Annotated in this window: 25 protein-coding genes; 18 read left to right on the plus strand and 7 right to left on the minus strand. The window is 59.5% G+C overall.

Features of this window, described 5'->3' with window-relative positions; translation table 11 throughout:
- The first annotated feature begins 178 nt into the window (after positions 1 to 178).
- The 5 genes from L370_RS12410 (at position 179) to L370_RS12390 (ending at position 7,398) form a co-directional block, all read left to right on the plus strand.
- Entirely contained in the window at positions 179 to 865 is a 687-nt protein-coding gene (locus L370_RS12410; RefSeq protein WP_023334356.1) for a hydrolase, read from the plus strand.
- 61 nt (positions 866 to 926) lie between these two features.
- Positions 927 to 1,145, plus strand: coding sequence for a DUF1427 family protein (locus L370_RS12405; protein WP_023334357.1), 219 nt, complete (start codon positions 927 to 929; stop codon positions 1,143 to 1,145).
- Positions 1,142 to 1,402 (plus strand): XapX domain-containing protein, encoded by a 261-nt coding sequence (locus L370_RS12400; RefSeq protein ID WP_023334358.1) that lies wholly within the window; start codon positions 1,142 to 1,144, stop codon positions 1,400 to 1,402. Before L370_RS12405 ends, L370_RS12400 begins: the two co-directional genes overlap by 4 nt.
- A gap of 23 nt (positions 1,403 to 1,425) precedes the next feature.
- Positions 1,426 to 1,806: a response regulator transcription factor gene (locus L370_RS12395; protein ID WP_023334359.1), complete on the plus strand. Its 381-nt coding sequence runs from the start codon at positions 1,426 to 1,428 to the stop codon at positions 1,804 to 1,806.
- 9 nt (positions 1,807 to 1,815) lie between these two features.
- Entirely contained in the window at positions 1,816 to 7,398 is a 5,583-nt protein-coding gene (locus tag L370_RS12390) for a trifunctional serine/threonine-protein kinase/ATP-binding protein/sensor histidine kinase (RefSeq protein WP_023334360.1), read from the plus strand.
- Between the two features lie 3 nt (positions 7,399 to 7,401).
- Here L370_RS12390 and L370_RS12385 read toward each other — a convergent pair whose 3' ends face one another.
- Complete coding sequence (locus L370_RS12385) at positions 7,402 to 8,019, minus strand: response regulator transcription factor (RefSeq protein WP_023334361.1); 618 nt, start codon at positions 8,017 to 8,019, stop codon at positions 7,402 to 7,404.
- Positions 8,020 to 8,344: 325 nt separating this feature from the next.
- Here L370_RS12385 and L370_RS12380 point away from each other — a divergent pair, with 325 nt between their 5' ends.
- Positions 8,345 to 8,947, plus strand: a complete 603-nt coding sequence (locus L370_RS12380) for an ATP-dependent Clp protease proteolytic subunit (RefSeq protein WP_008501342.1) — start codon at positions 8,345 to 8,347, stop codon at positions 8,945 to 8,947.
- 142 nt (positions 8,948 to 9,089) lie between these two features.
- The gene (locus L370_RS12375; RefSeq protein ID WP_023334362.1) at positions 9,090 to 10,211 is read left to right on the plus strand and encodes a ribosomal protein uL16 3-hydroxylase; all 1,122 of its coding nucleotides are present in this window, start codon (positions 9,090 to 9,092) and stop codon (positions 10,209 to 10,211) included.
- A 91-nt stretch (positions 10,212 to 10,302) separates the two neighbouring features.
- Here the strand turns inward: L370_RS12375 and L370_RS12370 are convergent, their stop codons facing one another.
- Positions 10,303 to 11,718 (minus strand): aminotransferase-like domain-containing protein, encoded by a 1,416-nt coding sequence (locus L370_RS12370; RefSeq protein WP_023334363.1) that lies wholly within the window; start codon positions 11,716 to 11,718, stop codon positions 10,303 to 10,305.
- A 176-nt stretch (positions 11,719 to 11,894) separates the two neighbouring features.
- Between L370_RS12370 and L370_RS12365 the strand changes: the two genes are divergently transcribed.
- Complete coding sequence (locus tag L370_RS12365; RefSeq protein WP_023334364.1) at positions 11,895 to 12,056, plus strand: DUF1127 domain-containing protein; 162 nt, start codon at positions 11,895 to 11,897, stop codon at positions 12,054 to 12,056.
- Positions 12,057 to 12,150: 94 nt separating this feature from the next.
- On the opposite strand, the gene L370_RS12360 is transcribed toward L370_RS12365, so the two are convergent.
- Both L370_RS12360 and L370_RS12355 read right to left on the minus strand, forming a co-directional pair.
- Positions 12,151 to 12,405 carry a DUF4282 domain-containing protein gene (locus L370_RS12360; protein WP_023334365.1) on the minus strand — a complete coding sequence of 85 codons (255 nt, stop codon included), beginning with the start codon at positions 12,403 to 12,405 and terminating at the stop codon, positions 12,151 to 12,153.
- An 81-nt stretch (positions 12,406 to 12,486) separates the two neighbouring features.
- A complete protein-coding gene (locus L370_RS12355; RefSeq protein ID WP_023334366.1) occupies positions 12,487 to 13,875 on the minus strand; it encodes a MocR-like pyridoxine biosynthesis transcription factor PdxR in 1,389 nt (462 codons plus the stop codon).
- A gap of 101 nt (positions 13,876 to 13,976) precedes the next feature.
- Here L370_RS12355 and L370_RS12350 point away from each other — a divergent pair, with 101 nt between their 5' ends.
- From L370_RS12350 to L370_RS12320, 7 genes are all read left to right on the plus strand, one after another.
- Positions 13,977 to 14,456, plus strand: a complete 480-nt coding sequence (locus tag L370_RS12350; protein ID WP_023334367.1) for a carboxymuconolactone decarboxylase family protein — start codon at positions 13,977 to 13,979, stop codon at positions 14,454 to 14,456.
- Between the two features lie 133 nt (positions 14,457 to 14,589).
- Entirely contained in the window at positions 14,590 to 14,913 is a 324-nt protein-coding gene (locus tag L370_RS12345) for an antibiotic biosynthesis monooxygenase family protein (RefSeq protein ID WP_023334368.1), read from the plus strand.
- The gene (locus tag L370_RS12340; protein ID WP_023334369.1) at positions 14,906 to 15,301 is read left to right on the plus strand and encodes an amino acid-binding ACT protein; all 396 of its coding nucleotides are present in this window, start codon (positions 14,906 to 14,908) and stop codon (positions 15,299 to 15,301) included. Before L370_RS12345 ends, L370_RS12340 begins: the two co-directional genes overlap by 8 nt.
- Entirely contained in the window at positions 15,276 to 15,971 is a 696-nt protein-coding gene (locus tag L370_RS12335; protein WP_023334370.1) for an ArsR/SmtB family transcription factor, read from the plus strand. Before L370_RS12340 ends, L370_RS12335 begins: the two co-directional genes overlap by 26 nt.
- A 147-nt stretch (positions 15,972 to 16,118) precedes the next feature.
- Positions 16,119 to 16,589 carry a MarR family winged helix-turn-helix transcriptional regulator gene (locus tag L370_RS12330; RefSeq protein ID WP_023334371.1) on the plus strand — a complete coding sequence of 157 codons (471 nt, stop codon included), beginning with the start codon at positions 16,119 to 16,121 and terminating at the stop codon, positions 16,587 to 16,589.
- Positions 16,586 to 17,653: an HlyD family secretion protein gene (locus L370_RS12325; RefSeq protein ID WP_155858032.1), complete on the plus strand. Its 1,068-nt coding sequence runs from the start codon at positions 16,586 to 16,588 to the stop codon at positions 17,651 to 17,653. The genes L370_RS12330 and L370_RS12325 overlap by 4 nt, the downstream gene beginning before the upstream one ends.
- Entirely contained in the window at positions 17,643 to 18,719 is a 1,077-nt protein-coding gene (locus L370_RS12320) for a DUF2955 domain-containing protein (protein WP_023334373.1), read from the plus strand. Before L370_RS12325 ends, L370_RS12320 begins: the two co-directional genes overlap by 11 nt.
- On the opposite strand, the gene L370_RS12315 is transcribed toward L370_RS12320, so the two are convergent.
- Entirely contained in the window at positions 18,716 to 19,987 is a 1,272-nt protein-coding gene (locus L370_RS12315; RefSeq protein ID WP_023334374.1) for a DUF445 domain-containing protein, read from the minus strand. The two genes, L370_RS12320 and L370_RS12315, sit on opposite strands and share 4 nt — an antisense overlap.
- Positions 19,988 to 20,232: 245 nt before the next feature.
- Here L370_RS12315 and L370_RS22695 point away from each other — a divergent pair, with 245 nt between their 5' ends.
- The 3 genes from L370_RS22695 to tssD are packed head-to-tail and all read left to right on the plus strand — an operon-like array spanning position 20,233 to position 21,599.
- Positions 20,233 to 20,595: a tlde1 domain-containing protein gene (locus L370_RS22695; RefSeq protein ID WP_023334375.1), complete on the plus strand. Its 363-nt coding sequence runs from the start codon at positions 20,233 to 20,235 to the stop codon at positions 20,593 to 20,595.
- Positions 20,595 to 21,107, plus strand: coding sequence for a hypothetical protein (locus L370_RS12310; RefSeq protein ID WP_023334376.1), 513 nt, complete (start codon positions 20,595 to 20,597; stop codon positions 21,105 to 21,107). Before L370_RS22695 ends, L370_RS12310 begins: the two co-directional genes overlap by 1 nt.
- Entirely contained in the window at positions 21,108 to 21,599 is a 492-nt protein-coding gene (gene tssD / locus L370_RS12305; protein WP_023334377.1) for a type VI secretion system tube protein TssD, read from the plus strand. It abuts the gene before it with no gap.
- A 20-nt stretch (positions 21,600 to 21,619) separates the two neighbouring features.
- On the opposite strand, the gene L370_RS12300 is transcribed toward tssD, so the two are convergent.
- Together L370_RS12300 and L370_RS12295 are read right to left on the minus strand one after the other, a co-directional pair.
- Entirely contained in the window at positions 21,620 to 22,246 is a 627-nt protein-coding gene (locus L370_RS12300; RefSeq protein WP_023334378.1) for a LysE family translocator, read from the minus strand.
- A 47-nt stretch (positions 22,247 to 22,293) separates the two neighbouring features.
- Entirely contained in the window at positions 22,294 to 23,037 is a 744-nt protein-coding gene (locus L370_RS12295) for an AraC family transcriptional regulator (protein WP_023334379.1), read from the minus strand.
- Between the last annotated feature and the right edge of the window lie 98 nt (positions 23,038 to 23,135).

The raw sequence follows: 23,135 nt of genomic DNA on the forward strand, positions 1-23,135 counted from the left end.
GAACCGGTTTCGGCAAAGATCCAGTTATACAATAGGATAGGTATACCAAAGTATAACTATACCTAAGGTTAACTATACGAAGAGATAATTACGCGCAGGGACGGAAAACCGCAGGATGAGGGTGACTTTATCGTCGCGGCGCTCGCGGCGATTTCACCCTTAACCACTGGAAAATGCTATGACCTCTTCAAAGCTCGAAGTGTTAACCCCTGCGAACTGTCAGGTAATCTTTATCGATCACCAGCCTCAGATGGCGTTTGGCGTGCAGTCGATTGACCGCCAGGTGCTGAAAAACAACACCGTGGCGCTGGCGAAAGCGGCCAAAGTGTTCAACATCCCGACCATCATCACCACCGTTGAGACCGAAAGCTTCTCCGGTAACACCTATCCGGAACTGCTGGACGTGTTCCCGGGCCAGGACATTCTGGAGCGTACCTCCATGAACTCCTGGGACGACCAGAAGGTGCGCGACGCGCTGCAGGCCAACGGCAAGAAGAAGGTGGTGGTTGCCGGCCTGTGGACCGAAGTGTGCAACAACAGCTTTGCCCTGTGCGCGATGCTGGAAGGCGACTACGAAATTTATATGGTGGCGGACGCGTCCGGCGGCACCTCCAAAGAAGCCCACGACTACGCGATGCAGCGTATGATCCAGGCGGGCGTGATCCCGGTGACCTGGCAGCAGGTGATGCTGGAATGGCAGCGCGACTGGGCGCGTAAAGAGACCTACACCGCGGTGATGGACATCGTGCGCGAGCACTCCGGCGCGTACGGCATGGGCGTCGATTACGCCTACACCATGGTGCACAAAGCGCCGTCTCGCCAGAAGAGCGAACACCGCACCTTAGCGCCGGTCCCGGCTCGCTAAGTTCCGCTGGCGGGCTGGTCCCTCATCCGGCTCGCCGCTGCCTCTTTCTCTGGAGTTCACAATGAGTACTGGGCTGATATCCCTTGCGGCAGGCGTATTGATTGGCCTGATGTATGCCGTGCTGAAGGTGCGCTCCCCCGCGCCGCCCGCGCTGGCGCTGATTGGCCTGCTGGGGATGCTGGCGGGTGAACAGGCGACGCGCCATCTGTTATCCCGCGACGCCGCGCCGCCTCAGGTGACCGTTCCGCAGGCGACATCGCAGACGGGAGCGTCGTCATGAAAGCATGGATAATTTCGCTGGTGTGCGGCGTGGCTGCTGGGGTAATTTACGCCCTGCTCGACGTCCATTCCCCGGCACCGCCGGTTGTCGCCCTGCTTGGCCTGTTTGGCATGCTGGTGGGCGAACAGCTCATCCCGGTGGGACGGCGTTTACTGAGTCGCGAACCGCTTACCCTCGCCTGGTTTCGTCACGAATGCGTGCCGAAAATCAGCGGCACGGCGCCTCCTGCGCCCGCGAAGGACGATCGCGACGTTTAATGATTTGTGAGAGGAAAGAGAGCATGACGCTGCCGTGGCGCATTGCCATCATTGATGACGAACGTTCCGTCCGCAGCGGGCTGAGTAATCTCCTGGAGTCGGAAGGGTATTCGACCGATACGTTTGATTCGGCAGAGGTATTTCTGAGCCATCCGTTCGCCCTGTCCGGCGCGGCGCTGGTCATCACCGATATCAAGCTGCGGGGCATGAGCGGCCTGGAGCTGTTTGACAAGCTGCGGCTGCTGGCCGTACCGCCTCCGCCCGTGCTCTTTATCTCCGGTCATGCTGATGAAAATATGCAGCGGTACGCTCTTGATCTGGGCGCCGCTGCATTTTTGCGTAAGCCTATTAACATCGATATTCTGCTGGATCATATTCAGCGGGAGATGGCCCGCCGACAATAAGGATCGCGGATGAACGAACACGAGCAGCCTGCATTCTGGCCCGCCCAGGGGAATCTTCACCAGGGGCGGGTTTTTGTCCTTAAAGAGGATGTGATTTTCACCGTGCTGGCGCAGGAGGGCGGTATCGCCTGGATGCACGCGCGACATCCTCATTCCGGCGGCTCGTTCATTATCGCCACCGCGGTGAGCGACGAAGAGGAAGAGCGGGCCACCCGGCTGCTCAAAAACGAGTTTGCGCTGCGCGACGCGCTGCAGGACAGCTGGGCCATCCGCGCCGTTGCCTCCACCCAGTACCGGGGGCGCTTCGCGCTGGTGTATGCCCCGTTTGCGTTTGAGCTGCTGGCGCGGCGCGCGGGCAGGGCGATCTCGGGCATCACGCGCTTTATCGAGCTGGCGATCCAGATCTGCGCTCCCCTGCGCCAGATGCATCTGCAAAACCTGATCCACGGCGATATCAAGCCCGGCAGTATTTTTGTTCATCACGATGCCACCTGCCGTCTGGGCAGCTTTGGCCTTTCCAGCAGCCTCTCCGATGCCGTCACCCAGACCCGGCTTGCCGTTTCAGGCGGTACGCCCGCGTATATGTCGCCGGAGCACACCACCCGCACCCGGCGCCCCGTCGACGGCCGCAGCGATCTCTACAGCCTCGGCATGGTGCTGTATGAACTCCTGACCGGACGCCTGCCGTTTGAGCTGGGGGAGGACGATCGGGACAACTGGGCGCACTACCATATTGCCTCCGCGCCGCTGGCCCCGGACGCGATCCGCCCGGACGTGCCGGGAATGCTGTCGACCATCGTCCTGAAGCTGCTGGAAAAGCACCCCGATAACCGCTACCAGACGGTCGACGGATTGATTGCCGACCTTCGCCGCTGCCAGGCAACGCTGACCTGCGAGGGCGAGATCGTCGCCTTTACGCCCGGCCAGCAGGACCGCACCCCGGCGATCCATCTGGCGGACTCCCTGTTCGCGACGCATCCGCAGGCGAACGACGTCATTGCCGCGTTTGAGCGGGTGCGGCAGAGCCTGGTGCCGGCGCTGGTAACGATCGGCGGGCCGTCGGGGATCGGCAAATCCTCGATCATCGCGACGGCGCTCAAAACGCTGCAGCAGCGTACGGTGCTGCTGGCGGTGGGCAAAGTGGATCAGTTTTCACCGTCGCTGCCCTACGGCGTATTAAGCTCCGCGTTCCGCACCCTGACGCTGCACCTGCTGGGGCTGCCCGCAGAGGACGTGGCGAAGTGGAAAATCCGCCTCTCCCGCGCCCTGGAGGGGCACGAGGCGCTGGCCGTCAGCCTGGTGCCCGAGCTGGGCCTGCTGCTTGAGAGCCAGCCGCGCTTCTCGGCGGATACGTTTTCCATTGATGCCCGGGCGCGTTTCAGCCATATGGTGCTGGCGCTGGTAAAAACCTTTGCCTCGCAGGGCTGCCCGCTGGTGCTGGTGCTCGACGATCTCCAGTGGAGCGACGCCGCCAGCCTGCATACGCTCAAATATCTGCTGATGAACTGCGGGGCTGTTCCGCTGCTGGTGGTCGCGGCCCATCGGGATATCAGCTCCGTGACCGACACCGCCCTGCAGGCGCTGCTGGCAGGCCTGCCGGAGGCGGCGCAAAACGCGAGCGAGATTGTTCCGCAGGCGCTTTCCGTGAAAGCGGTGGCGCGCTGGCTGGCGACGGTATTTCGCACCCGCAGCGCGGCGACGACCGACCTCGCCACGCTGATCCACGAGAAGACGGGCGGCAACCCGCTCTTTGTGCACGAGTTTTTCCGCCGCATCGTTGATGACGGCCTGGTGGTGCACAACAAATATCAGGACAAGTGGCACTACGATCTGCAGGCGATCCGCGCCAGGCATTACACCGAAAACGTCGTCACTCTGGTGCTGGAGCAGCTCGAAGAGCTGCCCGACGAGACGCGCCGCCTGCTGGGCAGCATCGCCTGCCTCGGCGGCACGGGCGAGATGGAGATGATCTGCCGCGTGGTTGGCCTGTCGATGGCGGAAATGCGCTATGCGCTGCACCCGGCGGTGATGGCCCAGCTCATCGTGCTGACGGAAAAAAAGTATGCCTTCACCCACGACCGGGTGCAGGAGGCGGCCTTTGCGCTGCTGGAACGGCATGAGAAAAGCCATATTCACCTGACCACCGCCAGCCTGCTGGCCGACGCCGCGCGTCAGGCGGCGGGGAACGAGCTGCTGTTCCGCGCCGTTCACCACGTCACGGCCGCGCTGGACAGCATCCAGCCCGCGCCGCAGCGCCAGATGTTCCGCGAGCTGAGCCTGCTGGCCGCGCGACGCGCGAAGCGTTCGGGAGATTACCTTTCGGCGCTCGGCTATATCCAGACCGCCAGAGCGCTGGGCAATGCCGGGACGGTGTCAGACTTTATGCTCGATATCGAAGAGGCGGGCTGCGAGTTTGCGCTGGGGCACCTGGAGCGCACCCGCGAGCTGTGTGATGCCATTCTCGGCTGCCCCGGCGGGCTGACCGAAAAGGCGCTGGCGGCCAACCTGCTGGTGGAGGTGTACATTCGCCAGTCGGATAGCCGTCTGGCGCTGGAGGCGGCGCTCTGCTGGCTGGGGATTTTTGGGATCCAGATTAGCCGCTATCCGGAAGACGCCGACTGCGACGAGGCCTGGGCGCTGTTTTGCAACCGCACGGCCGACGCGCCGCAAAACCTGTTTGCCCAGCTGTCGCGGATGGATAACCCGGAAACCGAAGCGGTGATGAACCTGCTCTACAGCGCCAGCATTTGCGCCAGCTTCATCTGCCCGCGCCTGCACTTTTTGCTGCTCTGCCGCATGATGCACCTGACCCTCGACCACGGCATTACCGGCGCGTCCACCACGGCGATGGCCTGGTTTGGCGTGCTGATGGGTCACCGCTACGCCGAGTACCGCCTCGGGTTCCAGTACGGCACCCTGGCCCGCGAGCTGGTCAATCGTCACGGCTACGACGCGTTCGAAGCCAAAACCCTGCTGCCGCTCGACCAGCTCAGCGTCTGGACCCAGCCTTTATCGTTTACCATCGAGTGCGCGAAGGCCTGCTTCACCTCGGCAGTGACCCACGGGGATATGACGATGGCCTGCTTTGCGGCCTGCCACCAGGTGATTAACTTCCTCTCGCGGGGCGATCATCTGGACGGGGTGCTGACCAGCATCGATCGCGGCCTGGCGTTCGTGCGTAAAACCCACTTCCAGGACGTGGAAACTATTTTGATGGTTCAGCGCGGCTACGTTGAGTTCCTGCGCACGCCGGTCATCGGCACCTGGACCGCGGCGCAGGTGCTGCCGGAGGCGCTGCTTCCCGCGTCGCCGGAGCAGGCGCCGGAGAAGAACGCCACCATGCTGTTCTGGTACTGGCTCTACCGCGGCATGGCGCACTTTACCTGCGGGGAGTATGCCGACGCGCAGGCGGATCTCGAGATGGCGGGCTGGTATGCGTGGTCTGCGCCGGGGCACATCCATCTGCTGGACTACCATCTCTACAGCGCCCTGGCGCTGTCACGTCAGCTGACGCCGGAGACCTTCTCGGCGAATCATCGCCGCAGCATTCACGCCCACTACGACAAAATTGCCCTCTGGGCGCGCATTAATCCCGGCACGTTCGCGGATAAAGAGGCGCTGATCTACGCCGAAATCGTGCGTCTGGACGGGATGAACAGCATCGCGCTCGAGCAGTATGAGAAGGCGGTCCGGCTCTCCCGCGAGGGCGGGTTTAACCCGATCAACGCCCTGGCCCACGAGCTGGCGGGGCGCTTTTCCCTGGCCTGCGGCTACCCGACCGCCTCGGACGCGCACTTCCGCGGCGCAATTGCCGCCTGGGGCCGCGCGGGTGTGCAGGCCAAAATCCGCCAGCTGGAGCAGGATTTCCCGCACCTGCTGGCCTCGGGGCAGGCCAGCGCCTACGACACGGTGGCGTTCGCCCAGAACGAGACCATCCGCGATCTGCAGAGCGTGATCAAAGCCTCCCGCGCGCTGTCGGAAGAGATTAACCTTGAGCGCTTAATCGAAAACCTGATGACCATCCTGCTCGAACGCGCCGGGGCGCAGCGCGGCCTGCTGCTTCGCGTGAGCGAGAGCCTGATTCCGGAGATCGAGGCCAGCGCCTGGACCAGCACCGAGGGCGTGCGGGTGCGGATCCTGAAAGACGTGCCGACGGCGACCGACCTGCCGCTGTCGGTGCTGGCGGCGGTGATCCGCACCGGGCAGGAGATCCGCACCGGCAGGCCGGAGGAGTTCCATCCCTTCAGCCAGGACCCCTATCTGGTGACCTCCGGGGCGGCGGTCATGTGTGTCCCGATGTTCAAGCAGGCGCGGCTGGTGGGGGTGCTCTACCTGGAAAACCGCCTGATGCCGGAGGTCTTCACCGCCGAGCACTCGCGCGTGGTGAGCCTGCTGGGCGCGCAGGCCGCGGTATCCCTGGAGACGGCGCGGCTGTACGCCGAGCTGCTGGCAGAGAACATCCAGCGCCGACGGGTGGAGAAAGAGCTGCGCGCCAGCCAGACCTCGCTGATGCTCGGCGAGCAGATCAGCCACACCGGCAGCTGGCGCTGGGAGCTGGAGCAGGATCTGATGTTTGTCTCGGAAGAGTACGCCCGCATTCTCGGCCTGCCCGAGCAGCAAAAGATGATCTCCATGGCGGAGTTTTTGACCTTCGTTCATGAGGACGATTACGCCCGCATCAGCGCCATCGTCACCCGGAGCGTGCGCGACGGGCTCTCCATGCGCGCGGAGTTTCGGGTGAAGCGTACCGACGGCTCAACGCGCTACATACTCGGGATTGGCGATCCGGTGGGCGTGGGCAGCGAGGTGAACGAGTATTACGGCATCATCACCGATATCACCAGCCAGCGCGCCGCGGAGGATGCGATGCGGGTCGCGCAGGCGGATCTGGCGCGGGTGTCCCGGGCTACCACCGTCGGGCAGCTGACCTCCTCCATCGCCCACGAGATCAACCAGCCGCTGATGTCGATCGTCTCGAACGCCGGGGCGAGCCTGCGCTGGCTCAACCGCGAGCCCGCCCGGCTGGACAAAGTGCGGGAAGGGCTGGAGGAGATCGCCGCGGAAGGCGCGCGGGCGGGGGAGATCATTCGCAGCATCCAGTCCCTGACGCGCAAGCAGGATCCCACCTTCTCGCGCATCGACATGCACTACCTGATCCACCATATCATCACGCTTTCGCGCAGCGAGCTGGAGCAGCGACACATTAGCGTTGATTATCTGTTAAGGGCGCAGGAGAGCTTTATCATCGGCGACAGCGTGCAGATCCAGCAGGTGCTGCTCAATCTGGTGATGAATGCGGTAGAGGCGATGGCCGAGGTGAAGGATCGCGCCAGCATCATTACCCTCAGCACCGCCAACGCGGACGGGAAGGTGATCGTCGAGATCGCCGATACCGGGAGCGGCATTGAGCCCGAGCGGCTGGAGCAGATTTTTGACTCGTTCTACTCCACCAAGGCGCAGGGGATGGGGATGGGGCTGACCATCAGCGCCAGCATCATCGAGCGCCACTGCGGGAAGCTGAGCGCGCGCCGCCGGGAGCCGTTCGGCACGGTGTTTGCGTTTGCGCTGCCGCAGGCGGCGCAGGAAGGGTAAAGGTTACTCCGCGGGCTGGCTATTGTTCAGGCGCTCAACGGCCCTGACCAGCTCCGCCACGGAGCGCACCTGCATTTTCTCCATCACGCGGCGACGGTGCACCTTCACCGTGATCTCGCTAACGCCCAGCTCGGCGGCAATCTGCTTGTTCAGCATGCCGCTTATCGCCAGCGTCAGCACCTCGTGCTCGCGCGGAGTGAGGGACATGTGGCGCTGCTTCAGAGCGTAGTGTTCTTTATTGCGCGCGGCGTTGTGTTCCGCCAGCTGAAGCGCGGACTCGATGGCGTCGATAAGCGCGGTGGATTCGACGGGCTTGGTGAGAAATTCGTACGCGCCGCCCTTAATGGCGCGCACCGACATCGGGATAGTGCCGTGGCCGGTGAGGAAAATAATCGGGATCTCGCGCCCGCTGTCCTTGAGGGCGTCAGCCACCTCAAAGCCCGAGATGGCGGGCATTTGCATATCGAGAACCACGCACGACGGCAGATCCTCAAAGCGGTGTTGAAGAAACGCTTCTGCCGATGAAAAGCCGACGGCGTTCAGATCCGCCGAGTCCAGCAGCCCGATCACGGACTGTCTGACTGCGTCATCGTCATCTACCACATACACAATGTGTTCCATTCACCGCCCCGGTGCTGATTGACATGTCGAGGATGCAAACAGTCCCGACGCTTACGTAAGAGACTGTTTATGCTGACTTTCATCTTAACACATTAACTATCATTATCATTTAACAATATGATAACCGTATGAAGATGAAGTATAGCGATACGTGGCCGGGGCGGTTAAGCAACGAAACGCTGATTTTATGCACCCACAAGTTCGATGCGGTTGCCGTCCGGTGTCCTCTGTCGCCGCTTCGTGGATTGCGATCTGTCCGTGAGGACTTTGACCCGTAAAACAGGCTACACTCTGGTTTTGAGCGCTACAAGCTGAGGAAATAACAATGCACTACACACTGAAAGAAAGCGACAAGGATAAAGCGGAAGGGTCAAACGGCGCGGGCGCTCTGCAGCAAAAACTGCTGGAGTCCCGTTCGATTGTGATCTCCGGTGAGATCAACCAGGAGCTGGCGCAGAAGGTCATTACCCAGATGATCCTGCTGCAAAGCGTGAGCAACGATCCGATCAAGCTGTACATCAACAGCCAGGGCGGCCACGTGGAAGCGGGCGATACCATCCACGACTTCATCAAATTCATCCGCCCGGAAGTGCACGTCATCGGCACCGGCTGGGTGGCGAGCGCCGGGATCACCATCTTCCTGGCGGCGAAAAAAGAGCACCGCTACTCGCTGCCGAACACCCGCTTTATGATCCACCAGCCGCTGGGCGGCGTGCGCGGTCAGGCAACGGATATTGAGATCGAAGCGCGCGAGATCATCCGCATGCTGGATCGCGTGAACAAGCTGATCGCCGACGCCACCGGCCAGCCGCTGGAAAAAGTGAAAAAAGACACCGATCGCAACTTCTGGATGTCTCCGGCAGAAGCGCTGGACTACGGCATCGTGGGTAAACTGATTACCCATTATGACGAGCTGAAGCTGGATTAAGTTTTCGCGGCGTGTTTGTGTCGGGTGGCGGCTTTGCCTTACCCGACCTACACGCTTTTTACCCTCGCTTGACCCACGACAAAGCGCTCACGCTTGCTCTCTTCCATAATCGCGCCTGTTTCCCCTCTCACTGGTGCTACTCATGGTGTATCAACTGAACCTGAACTGGCCGGAATTTCTTGAGAAATACTGGCAAAAACAACCCGTAGTGCTGAAAAATGCCTTCCCGAATTTTGTCGACCCGATTACCCCGGACGAGCTGGCAGGGCTGGCGATGGAGCCGGAAGTCGATAGCCGTCTGGTGAGCCATTTCAACGGCAAATGGCAGGCCAGCAATGGTCCCTTTGAGCACTTTGACGATCTGGGCGAAACCGGCTGGTCGCTGCTGGCACAGGCGGTGAACCACTGGCATATGCCCGCCGCGGAGCTGGTGCGTCCATTCCGCGTCCTGCCGGACTGGCGTCTGGATGACCTGATGATCTCCTTCTCCGTGCCGGGCGGCGGCGTGGGCCCGCATATCGATCAGTACGACGTGTTTATCATTCAGGGGATGGGCAGCCGCCGCTGGCGCGTGGGCGACAAGCTGCCGATGCGTCAGTTCTGCCCGCATCCGGCGCTGCTGCATGTCGATCCGTTTGAGCCGATCATCGACGAAGATCTGGCCCCGGGCGATATCCTCTACATCCCGCCTGGATTCCCGCACGACGGCTTTACCCATGAGACGGCGCTCAACTATTCCGTCGGATTCCGCGGGCCGAACGGTCGCGATCTGATCAGCAGCTTCGCCGATTACGCGCTGGAAAACGATCTGGGCGGCGAGCACTACAGCGATCCGGATCTGACCTGTCGCGAACACCCGGGCCGCGTGGAGCAGTACGAGCTGGATCGCATTCGCCAGATGATGATCGACATGATCGGCAAGCCGGAAGATTTCACAAAATGGTTCGGCAGCTTTGTCTCGACGCCGCGCCACGAGCTGGATATCGCCGCCGCCGAGCCGCCGTATGCGCCGGAAGAGGTGCTGGACGCGCTGCAGGGCGGCGAAACGCTGTCTCGCCTGAGTGGCCTGCGCGTGCTGAACGTCAACGGTAGCTTCTTCATCAACAGCGAACAGCTGGAGACGGTAGACGAGAAGGCGGCGGATGCGCTGTGCCGCTACACCGAACTCGGCCAGGCCGAGCTGGGCGATGCGCTGAACAACCCGGCGTTTGTTGAAGAGCTCACCGGGCTGATTAACCAGGGGTACTGGTACTTCGACGAGTAGTGCGGCCTGTTGCCCGGTGGCGCTGCGCTTACCGGGCCTACAACGGCAAGAACGTAGGCCGGGTAAGGCGAAGCCGCCACCCGGCAAAACACTACTCCTCCATCGCAATCACAATCGCCTCTCCCATCTTCTTCAACGCCTCGCGATTCTTCTCCGTCGGCGGCAGCGCCACGTTGATCCGCAGACAGTTGCGGTACTTCCCGGAGGCGGAAAACAGCGACCCGGCCGCGGCCTGGATCTTCAGCCGACACAGCTGCTTGCTGACGCACACCATGTCGACCTTCTCCGGCAGCTCAATCCACAGCAGGAAGCTGCCCTGCGGGCGAGTGACGCAAATCTCGGCCGGAAAATACTGCCGCACCCAGCAGGTGTAGGTTTCCATATTCTGCTGATAAATCTGGCGCATACGGCGCACGTGGCGATGATAATGCCCGTCGCGAATAAACGCCGCTACCGCCATCTGCGTGCCCGGCACGTTAAACCCGCCCGCGGCGTATTTCATGTGCATCACCCGGTCGTAATAGCGCCCCGGCACAATCCAGCCGACGCGCAGGCCCGGCGCCACGGTTTTGGTAAACGAGCTGCAGAGGATCACGCGGCCGTCGATATCCATCGAGTGAATGGTACGCGGGCGCGGGTACTCCGCCGCCAGCTCGCCGTAAATGTCATCCTCCACGATCACGATATCGTGCCGCTGGGCGAGGGCTAAAACCTGCTTTTTGCGCGCTTCCGGCATGATAAACCCGAGCGGGTTATTGCAGTTGGGCACCAGGATCACCGCCTTGATCGGCCACTGCTCCAGCGCCAGCTCTAACGCCTCGATGCTGATTCCGGTCTCGGGATCGGTAGGGATTTCAATCGCCTTGATGTCAAACCCGCGCAGCATCTGCATGGTGCCGTGAAACGACGGCGACTCCACCGCCACGATGTCCCCCGGCTTGCACACCGAGAGCAGGGCGATCGACAGCGCGCCGTGGCAGCCGTTGGTGATGACAATCTCGTTCGCTGCCACGGTCGAGCCGCCGTCCAGCATCAGGCGGGCGATCTGCTCGCGCAGCTCCAGGCGGCCGTCGAGCACGTCATAGCTCAGCATCTCGCTCGGGTTATGCTGCGCGATGCGGCTCATCTCGCGCCACAGGGGCTTCAGGCTTGGCTGGTTGATATCCGGCGAGCCGCCGCCAAAGGAGATCATCTCTTTGTCGGCGCGGGCATCCAGCAGCATCATCACCTCATCCCACTGGGTGACGTCCACGGGACGCTGCACCGGGCGCGTCATGGCCGGGACGGGCGGCTGGGCTTTGCGCTGCGAAACAAAATAGCCGGAGCGCGGCTGAGGGGTGATCAGCTGGAGGTTTTCGAGGATCTGATAGGCCTGCTGTATGGTGCTGATACTCACGCCGTGCTCCTGGCTCAGCGTGCGTACCGACGGCAGACGTTCGCCGCTGCGATACAGCCCTTGTTCAATGCGTTCTGCCAGTAGGTTGGCCAGATGTTGATAGCGCGTCATGCTGTATCCTTTGTTTTCACCATACAGATTGTAAAACCAGTACAGATTGCCGTAAAAAATGGCATGCAGATACTGTTTTAGCGGATCTGTATGTTAAACAAAAGGTGTTTTTGCATCTGTATTGTACAGGCCGATTTCCAGGATGATAACCCCACTGGTACAGTGAGGAGAGCATCATGGAATTCTATGAGAACCGTTCAAAACGTCCGTTCGTCGTGTTTGTCTGGATCGGCAAAACGATCTGCAACTGGTATCGCATCAACCGTACCCGCCGCATTCTGAGCCAGATGAGCGACGAGCAGCTCAAGGACGTTGGGTTGTCGCGGTATGATGTGTGAGGCATTTATCGCCCGGTGGCGCTTCGCTTACCGGGCCTACGGGATCGAGTAGGCCGGGTAAGGCGAAGCCGTCACCCGGCATATAACAAGCGGATTATTCGGCAGATTTTATCGACGTGTTTTCAGCGATGCGGCGCAAATATTCGTTGTTCTTGAACGCAACCATAATCAGTTCGAACATCACGCGGCATCCGACCAGGCTGCATACCGTACCGATAAAGCCGGTGATGAGATGGTCGCTGAACATGGTATACACACCGCCTGCAAAAATAAGCAGCATGGCGATCCAGTAAAATAAGACCAGCACGCGTGGTGTTAATAAATAATCAAATCCCAAAATTGATTTCATTTTCTTTTCCTTAGAAATGTAAAAAAGCCATCAGATTATATCGATATTTTAAATCGGTGCTAATGGGGCAGATATCTGATTTCAGAGTAATATTTCAAACGTCTGCCATTTCGGCCTTTCCAGCAGCTCAACCGCCTCTTCATACGACCGCACGTTGTTATAGCCCATCACCAGCCCGTAGCGTTTGCCCGACCCGCGATACCACTCTGAAAGCGCATTCACCTGCAGCTGCTGTTCCTGCCAGCAGCGCGCCACTTCCCGGTCACCGCTTCCTCTGGTCAGAAACGCCACGATATGCATCCCGCCGTCATTTTGCTCGGTGAAAAACAGATCGCCATACACCTCGCGCAGGGCGGCAATCATCCAGTCGCGGCGGGTCTGATACAGCGCGCGCATCTTTTTCAGGTGCCGGAAAAAATGCCCTTCGTTGAGAAACGCGGTGAGGATCTTTTGCGTCAGCACCGGCTGGCCGCTGGTGGTAATGTCCGCGCAGTCGGTAAAGGCCCCGACGGTGCTGGCGGGCATCACCACGTAGCCCATGCGCAGCGACGGCATGATGGTTTTACTGAAGGTCCCCATAAAAATCACCCGGTCGTGCTGGTCGAGGCTTTTCAGCGACGGCAGCACCTTGCGGGTGTAGTGAAACTCGCCGTCGTAATCGTCTTCAATAATCCACGCCGCGTTCTGGCTGGCCCAGTCGAGCAGCTGCTGCTTGCGCGGCAGGGAGAGCGTGACCGCCAGCGGGCTCTGGTGCGACGGGGTCACGATGGCGAAACGGGCGTCGCGATGGTGACGGAGCAGGTAGTCCGTGTCGATACCGCAGCGGTCGACCGGCACCGTGTGCAGGCGCGGCACGATCCGCTTGAGCAGCTGCTGGCCCATAAAATAGCCCGGATCCTCAAACACCACCTTGTCGCTGCGGCTGGCGAGGGTGTCGAGGATCAGCCGCAGGCTGCCGCTGTAGCCGCTGGTGATCAGCACCTGCTCGGCGGTGCAGGAGAGCCCGCGCGAGATGTTCAGATAGCTGGCGATGGCCTGGCGCAGCGGATACCAGCCCAGGACGGGCGGGTTGAGCATCTCCTCCTGACGCATGGCGCGCGTCGCCTGGCCCGCCAGCAGCAGCCATTTTTTATACGGAAAGCTGTCGAGGGCCGGGATGCCGGGGCGCAGAAACCCCGCCCGCTCGCGCTGGCTGATGAGCGATGCCGGAAGCGTGCCGGTGGGCTGTTCCGCAGGGGCAGTCTTATCCGGCAACAGTAAATCCGGGTTCACCCGCGTGCCGCGCGCGCCCTGGCTCACCAGATACCCTTCACCCGTCAGAATGGCATACGCCGTTTCGACGGTTTTACGCGCCACCTTCAGCTCTTCCGCCAGCACGCGGATGGCGGGAACCTTATCGCCCGGCTTCAGCACGCCGCGCGTGATGTTGTCGCGATAGCGGGAATAAATCTCGTGATAGCCCGGCTTCATGTCCTACCTCGTTTCACGCTTTTTGTATCTTTTTACTATGTCATGAACGGCGTAGATTTGCCTCATCGCATGACATATGCCGCACAAAAAGAGGAAAGACCATGAGCACTCGCGTCAACCACCATAAAGTTACACCTGCCCTCGCCAACGCCCTGTCCGCCCTGAGCATGGAAGTGGCAAAAACCTCCATCGACCCGGCGCTGAAGCACCTGATCGACATTCGCGTGTCGCAGCTGAACGGCTGTACTTTCTGTCTGGATATGCACTCGAAAGAGGCCAAAATCGCCGGCGAGCGCGAGCTGCGCCTGTATCATCTGGCGGCCTGGCGCGAGTCACCGCTGTTCAGCGCCCGCGAGAAAGCCGCGCTGGCCTTCACCGAAGCGCTGACCCAGATTGGCGTTCACGGCGTGAGCGACGCGCTGTACCGCAGCGTGGCGGAGCACTTCTCGGACGTGGAGATTTCAGAGCTGAACTTCGCCATCGTGGCGATCAACGCCTGGAACCGTCTGGGGATCACCTCCCGCATGGAACCCGGCTCGCTTGACGCGGCTTATGGGCTGAATAAGGCTAACCTGGAATAATTCTGCGCTCGCCTGCCCGGTGGCGCTGCGCTTACCGGGCCTACGCCATCCGGCGCAACACTTCGCTCCTTGCCGAAGCATTGTGCTTTTCTATCCTGCATTCTCTCCCCAACATCACCACGGAGAGACCATCATGATTGCAGTCATTTTCGAAGCCAAGGCCGCGCCTGCTCATCAGGCGCGCTATCTTCAGCTTGCCGCAGAGCTTAAGCCTTTGCTGTCCGACGTCGACGGCTTTATTGATATCGAACGGTTCCAGAGCCTGACAACCGACGGCAAAATCCTGTCGCTTTCCTGGTGGCGGGATGAAGAGGCCGTCCGCCGCTGGAAGCAGAACGTCTTCCATCAGGCCGCGCAGGCCGAAGGGCGAGAGTCGATTTTCGCGTACTACCGCATTCGGGTGGCGCAGCTGGTGCGGGAATACAGTTCCGAAACCGGAGGACACGCACATGTATGACGTTCATGTGATTTTCAACGACAGGCCCGGCGAGCTGGCGCGCTTTGGACAGCTGCTGGGGCGCAACGGCGTGGGGCTGGAGGGCGGCGGCGTATTTGGTACCGATGCCCATTTTCTGGTGGAAGACGGGGAAAAAGCGCGGCGCGTGCTGATGGAGGCCGGGTTTACCGTGCAGGCGTTGCGTAAGCCGGTGATCCGGAAACTCAGGCAGGAGCGCCCCGGCGAGCTGGGTGAAATCGCGGCGGCGCTGGCGGCACGCGGCGTGTCTATCCTTACCCAGTACAGCGACCACGCGAATCACCTAATTCTGCTGACGGATGATGATAAGCTGGCTGCAGAGATCACCGAACCCTGGGCGACACATGTTAAAAACGAGCTTACCCCCTGATAACAGCGCGGCGCTGGAACAGGCCGTTGCGGCGGTAGCGGCGGCGATGGCCGATCCGTCGCGCGTGAAGATGCTCTGTGCCATGATGGACGGGCGGGCGTGGACGGCTACAGAGCTGAGCGCGGCGGCAGACGTTGCGCCGTCGACCGCCAGCGGGCATCTCGTCCGGCTGGTGGAGGGAAAGCTGATCACCTGCCTGTCTCAGGGACGGCATCGCTACTATCGCCTGGCGGGGCACGACGTGGCGGCGCTGGTCGAGCAGATGATGGGGCTCTCCTGGAGCCGCATCACCCCGCCGGAAACCACCGCGCCGAAAGCCATGCGCGAAGCGCGAACCTGCTACGACCATCTTGCCGGAACGGTTGCGGTCCAAATCTATGATTTTATGCAGGCGGAAGGCTGGTTGGAAGCGGACGGTTCAGCGCTCACGCCGTATGGCCGGGAGCAGTTCCTGAAGCTCGGTATTCCGCTAACGCCTCACCCCCGTCGCAAGGCCTGCTGCGCCTGCCTGGACTGGAGCGAGCGGCGGTTTCATCTTGGCGGTGAGGCGGGCGCGGCGCTGTTGATTTATCTGGAAAGCAAAGGCTGGATCCAGCGCGTGGCGGGCTACAGGGAGGTGGTGATGACGGCTTCGGGGAAAAGTGCCGTTCAGAGACTTTTTAGCAGCTAAAAAAAGCCCGGTGGTGCTGCGCTTACCGGGCCTACGTGTAAATCGCCTCCCATAACGCCTTTCGCAATTCCTGCGCTTTTACCTCTCGTTTCTTGATACTTACCCTGATAACTATTATCTTGACCGCGTGTGATGAGAGGTTCCCCCATGAGTGAAGAAGAACTGTTCTGCCGCAGGCCGATGGGTATGCGGATGGCGATGATCGTGCGCCAGTGGCGTGCCGTCATTGACGATGCCATTCTCGATACCGGGTTAACCCAGTCGAGCTGGACGGTGATGATGCAGCTGCATCAGCTCGGGGATAACGTCTCCATGAGTGAGCTGGCGGAGGTGCAGGGTATTGAACTGCCGCCGCTGATGCGCACCCTGACACAGCTGGAAAAGCAGGGTTACCTGCTGCGCGCCGTATCGCCTTATGACAAGCGCATCCGGCTTCTGACGCTGACGCCTGAGGGAAAAGCCATATTAAAACGGCTCACTCAGGTGATTGAGACCTATCAGGCGCGCGTATCGCAAAACATCGCGCCGGAACATATCGAGATTTTCAGCGCCACGTTGAATCAAATCGCCTGCAATTTGCGGACAATCCGCGAAGAAGATAACAAGACCGAAAAATAATGACTCCTGAACAAAAGTTTGCCCGCTGGGTAAGGGTAAGTATTGCCTCTTTCCTGCTGATGTTTGTCTACTTTATCGTCGCGGATATCTGGATCCCGCTGACGCCGGACTCCACCGTGATGCGAGTGGTGACGCCGGTTTCTCCGCGCGTCTCCGGCTATGTGGCGGCGGTACACGTCCACAACAACAGCCAGGTGAAGAAAGGCGATCTGCTGTTTGAGCTCGACGACACGCCGTTTCGCAATAAAGTGGAAGCGGCGCAAATCGCGCTTGAGCAGGCCCGCCTGTCCAACGAACAGCTGGACGCGCAGATCGCCGCCGCGCAGGCCAGCCTGAAAACCGCCGTGCTGACCGCGCGTAACGACAAAGTGACTTTCGACCGCTACCAGAAGCTGAGCACCCTGCAGAACGTCTCGCAGGCGGATCTGGATAAGGTCCGCACCACCTGGCAGAGCAGCGAGCAGTCCGTCAGCTCCATCCAGGCCAATATCCATAACCTGCGTATTCAGCGCGGCGAGCGGGACGAGCACCGCAACGTGACGCTGCAAAAATACCGCAACGCGCTGGATGACGCGGAACTCAACCTCGGCTGGACGAAGGTCTACGCCCAGGCGGACGGCACGGTCAGTAACCTGCAGTTAAGCCCGGGCTTTTACGCCTCCTCGGGTTCCGCCGCGCTGGCGCTGGTGAACAACCAGACCGATATCGTGGCCGATTTCCGCGAGAAGAGCCTGCGTTACACCCATCAGGGCACCGACGCCGCCGTGGTGTTCGACGCCTTCCCGGGGCACGTTTTCCGCGCCCACGTGACCAGCAGCGACGCGGGGATACTGGCGGGTCAGGAGGCCGTTAACGGTCAACTGTCCGAACCGGAGACCTCCAACCGCTGGGTGCGTGACGCCCAACGCATGCGCATTCACGTCGCGCTGGACGAGGCGCTGCCGAAGCATCTGCCGACCGGCGCGCGCGCGACCGTGCAGCTCTACAACAGCGAGGGGCCGTTTGCGCGCTTTTTCTCCGGGATGCAGATCCACCTGGTGAGCCTGCTGCATTATGTCTATTAGCACCCTGGCGCGGGTGTTTACCCCGCACGGCAACATCGTCTATACGGCAAACGACTTTCGCCAGACCCTGCGCATCGTCTTTGCCGGGATGATTGCGCTGAGCATCTCCAGCTTCTACAACACCAGCTACGGCGTGTTTTTCGTGGTCTACCCGATCATGCTGCTGTCGCTGGTGCCGGTCTTTAACCGCCACGTGGCGAAGCAGTTTATCTTCAGCGCCGCACTTAACTGCGTCGAAATGATCTTCATCATCGGCTATCTGTCGCAATGGCCGGTCATTATGACGCTGGTGGTGTTTGCCCTGTACGTGATGCGCTTTCGCTTTATGAGCAAGGGGCCGCTGTTCCTGTTTGGCTCAATGGGCGTGGTATGCCAGAGCGTGATGCTCAACTTTATGAGCTACCCCACCACCAGCTGGCACACGCTGCTGTTTTCCAACATCGAAGCGAGCGTGATGGCGGTGTGCCTGAGCGCGCTGATGAATTATCTCCTGCCTGACGTGGAGCCCCGCAAGCCGCCGCCGCTGATTGAGAAAGACGATGCGCGCGTGCGCCACGAGTCGCTGCTCTCCGGTACCGTCGCGACGCTGATATTCGTGGTGTTTCAGATTAGCGACTTAAGCGATTCGCTTTCGGCGCTGATGGCGGGGATTTTGATCCTGTTCCCGATGCACTACCGCGGTTCGGTGATGAGCTCTATCTGGCGCGTGGTCGGCGTGGTGCTGGGCTGCCTCTATATTCTGGTGGTGCAGCTGATCCTCTACGATCACAGCAGCCATATGCTGTTGATGATGCCCCTGATTGGCCTCGGGCTGGCGTTTGGCGCGCGACTCCACGTGATGGAAAAGGTGGGCGCGGGCGTGGGGTTCTCCAGCATCACCACCATCGGCATTATGTTCGGGCAGAACATGCACCCGGACACTGACCTGGTGTTCAGCGATCTCTATCGCATCACCTCCGTCACCTTTTCGCTGGCCGCAACGCTGACGATGGTCTTCCTGGTGCACCTGATCCTCAACCGCTTTGAGGCGACGCGCTACGTCATCGCGCCGCCCAAAGTAGATTAATGTCCCAGCACGGCAGGCAGCTGCGAGAGTAAAAACAGTATCAGGCCAATCGTCCCGCCCACCAGCGTGCCGTTGACGCGGATGAACTGCAGGTCTTTACCGATGTTCAGCTCAATCTGGCGGGACATGTCTTTGGCGTCCCAGCTTTTGACCGTGTCGCTGATGTGGCGGGTCAGGAACGCGGCGAAATCCGGCGCGAGGCGGTGCGCGGCCTGCTCCAGATGCTCGTTCAGCGACGCCCGCAGGCTGGCGTCGTTTGTTAGCGTTTCGCCAAACCACAGCCCGGCGTTGGCGATGCGCTGCTTCACGCGCGAATCCTCGCTTTGCATATCCGCCTTCAGCCACTGGCGCAGATCGGCCCACATCTCGCCCAGATAGCGGTTAAACGCCTCATCGTTTTTCAGGTAGTGCTTGATGTTGTCAGCTTTCGCCGCCATTTCCGGATCGTTTTTCAGGTTGTCGATAAGCTTCAGCGTGGCGCGGTCGAACGCCTGGCGGATCTGGTGTGTGCGGTCGTGGCTGATATCGTCCAGCAGCGTGTTCACCGCGTTCGACACCATCTCCGCGCTTTGATCGCCCAGCCACTCGGTGGGCAGCACCAGCGCCTTGCGCGGATGTTCGGTCTTCAGCCAGTGGACAATCTGATCGGAGATAAACTCCCGCGTGCTTTCCCGCTGAATCAGGGTAATCAGGCGGTTGATGATGGCGTCCAGCAGCACCTGGTGGCGGTTGTTTTTGGTCATGCTCTCCAGCATCACGGCGCTGGTTTCGGTGAGATCGACCTTATCGATGGCCTTGTGTACCGCCCGTTTGAGCAATCGCTGAATGCGCCCGTCGTCCGTGAGTTCCAGAAAACCGCTCATCACCTGAATCAAATGCTGCCCGACGCGCTGGGCATTGTCGGGCTGGCTGAACCAGGTTCCGATCATCTGCGCGGGCTCATAGCGGCGGATTAGTGCCACCAGCGACTGGGTATCCAGAAACTTCTCCTGCACGAACTGGCCGAGATTGTCGCCGATCCGGTCCTTATTGCGCGGGATAATCGCCGTATGGCGCGAGATAAACGGAATGGGAACCCGGCGGAACAGCGCAACCACGGCAAACCAGTCTGCCAGCGCACCGACCATCGCCGCCTCGGCAATGGCCTTTACGCCGCGCACCCAGAAGGTCTGCGGCAGAAACAGGGTGGTGATAAACGCCGCGGCGGCAACCAGCAGCAGCGACAGCGCCAGAAGCTTGGCGCGTTTGAGTTCGGTATGTTTTTCCATGGGTTAAGGATAGAGGGTTGTGCACCAAAAGTGCAAAGCTGGTGTAAGAGGAGGGAGACGCAGCCTCTGTGCAAACAAACGGCTATTATATTAAAAATATATATATCAAAGTTATCTATTATTCATTTTTCTATATTTTTTGTGCTTATTTATTCTCGACAGTAAGGTTTTGTGACCGACACGGTAATTTCGATTTTCTTGTGAGTCATAAGATAAAGGACTATTCGCACAAGGAGACGGTATTAATGACATGGGAATATAAAGTATCGACAGGAGTATTGAGCCATAACGGCGAGTTTGTTGCTCACTGCTACAGCGGTGCGGGTGAATCGAAAGATAAGCCTGAGTGTGAAAGTCAACGAAACAGAGGACCGATTCCCAGAGGTATTTATTTTATTGCCGGATGGAATAATCACAAAAGTGCAGAGGCCATTGTTCTTGAACCTATAGCTGGCACTAATACTTTTGGCCGAGATCATTTCCAGATTCATGGGGATAAAAAAGGTCAACCGCCAGGTTCGGCATCAGCAGGTTGCATCATTATGAACGGCCAGGACAAACGTCATATGATTTATGATTCAGGTGACACAATACTGGTGGTGCGATAATGAAGTATATTATTGCGCTATTCTTTTTGTGCTTGCCGGTGGGTTTATTTGCCAAAAACCACACTCCTGAACAGATATTGCAAATGATAAATGACAAAGGTGCCAGAACCGTTGTAAGTGAACTGGATTCAAATGATAACGGTGAGTCGGAGTGGTGGAATCATATCATCCCGAAAATTAGGAGCGGCACACAAGCATGGTTAGCCGTAGCGAGTGCCCTTGAACCCGGAGTGGACGCCAGTACGGCTGAAGATTTAAAGGCGGCACTTTCTGAAGCCATCCCGCATAACCCTGAAGGTGTCTTAGCAATCTTAAAAGACGATAAACCGTTGCTCACTATTGAACAAGTCTGCGCTTTTACCAATTTCCCTGAGACGGAAGCAGAAAGTAATAAGCTTTATGTCGATTCCATCAGGGAGATGTTTAAAGTTAACAGCCCGAAGGGTAAAAGATGCCTCGCTGTTATGATCGCCACCGTTGAACACTCTGTTCCATTCGATAAGGATATTTAAATGGCCATTCCGGGATATATGTCATTAACTGACGATGCAGGTAATATTATAAAAGGCAGCGTGACAATCAAAGATCGTGAAAACCAGATTGAGGTTTTGGGACTCTATCATAATGTGAGTTATAACTCAGACCTGCACAATGGCAGAGCGCTGAGCAAACGCCAGCATCGCCCCTTTCTTATTGAGAAGGAAATTGATGCCTCCAGCGTTTTTCTCTATAAAGCGCTGAGCACGGGGGGCACGCTCAGAAAAGCAACTATCGACCTTTACAGAATCAATGATGCCGGTCAGGAGGAAATCTATTTCACAATAACGCTGGAATCGGTAAAAGTCGTCACGCTGTTTTCATTCATGCATGACGTGAAAGAGACTTATCATGAAAAACAGGGGCATCTTGAGCTTGTTCTGCTTCGTTATGAAAAGATTGCCTGGCATTACCGTGACGGTAACGTGATTCATTCGGATGACTGGGATTATCGGTTAGGGGCTTGAAAGCAGCCCTGTAAATTCTTTCATATCAACCGCCACAGCACCCATCCCCCAAATCCCATCAGCACCACCCCTGCCGTGCGCTCAATCCACCACAGCGAACGGCTGATCTTCTGTTGCACCGCTCGCAGCCCCATCAGCGACACCAGCGCCAGATCCCACGTCAGCACCACCATCACCATCCAGACGCCGCAGGTCGCCTGCTGAAGCAGCGTCACGTCCGGCCCCAGCAGCGCCGTCATCAGCGCCAGATAGAACAGCGCGTTCTTCGGGTTTAGCAGCGCCGAACCGAGCCCCAGCAGGATCTGCTTGCGAAGCGAGGGAAAGCGCTGGTGGGTTTCATTCAGTGCCAGCGCCTGAGGCCGGCTGCGCACCAGATGCGAGCCGATCCACAGCAGGTACAGCGCCCCGCAAAGCTCGATAAGCGTAAACAGCCACGTAAACTGGCGCAGCGCGCTCCAGCCGATAATGACCAGAACAATATAGAGTGCGTTACCCGCGGCGATGCCGAAGCACAGTCCTGCGCTGCCGCGTAGCCGATAGCGCGCGGCGTAGCCCACCAGCAGGAAGAAATCCGGGCCCGGGCTTAGCAGGGCAACAAAGTGCGCCAGCGCCAGGGCGAGAAAAGCGGAAGGGAAGAACAGTTCCATAGCGACCTCGGTTAACAATCCGAGGTCAGAGTACTGCGCTGCAGAACCTATTTATTGTCTGATATTGATCGGCCCGTGGCGTACTGGCGCGGCGTGGCGGCGGTATAGCTGACGAAGGTCTTATGAAAATGGCTCTGGTCGGCAAACCCGCTCTGGTAGCCGACGTCGGCAATATCATCCCCGGCACGCAGCCGCGTCTTGGCGTACTCCACGCGGGAGATGTTAAGGAAGCTGCCAGGCGTCAGGCCGGTGTCCTGTTTGAAGGTGCGAATCAGCGTCTCCTTGCGCAGCGAGAAGCGTTGAGCAAGCTCGTCGAGAGAAGGCGGGCTGGCGAGATCGGCAAGAAATGCCTCCTGAACCTGCTGGCTGGTTGAGCGAAGCGCGTCAGCGTTATCCGCACAGTAGGGAAGGGCAGAAAGCAGCGTGTCCAGGGACGCTGGAGACAGTGTCTCGACAACGTCCAGGTAATGGGCAAACAGGATTGGGCTACGAATCACCTGTAGCGCCAGCGGAAGATCGGTATCGATGTAGAGCATATGGTAGCTGCGCGGTTGCCCGGCGACGGGGTTGCAGCTGTGCGGCGCACAGGCCGGGATCACGATGAGGTCCCCGGGGTTAAGGATGTACTCTCTGTCATGACACACGCAGCAGGTCTGGCCCTCCACAATCGCGCCGATGGAGAGCTGAGGGTGACTATGGCGTTTGTACGCCTGGGTGCTCTGCCACGTGCTGCGCAGCTCAAGGCCTGAGGCGCGGTGAAAAGTCTGGCGGACATGTCGGGTATCGGTCATAGGCGCTCCTTCTGGCGCTTTTTTTATACCACGGCCGCGAACCGTCGGGCAGTGCTTCATTAAGAACCTTCCGGATATACCCAACTTTACGTCCAGAG

The organism is Enterobacter sp. MGH 24 (genome assembly GCF_000493015.1).
Lineage (GTDB): Bacteria > Pseudomonadota > Gammaproteobacteria > Enterobacterales > Enterobacteriaceae > Enterobacter.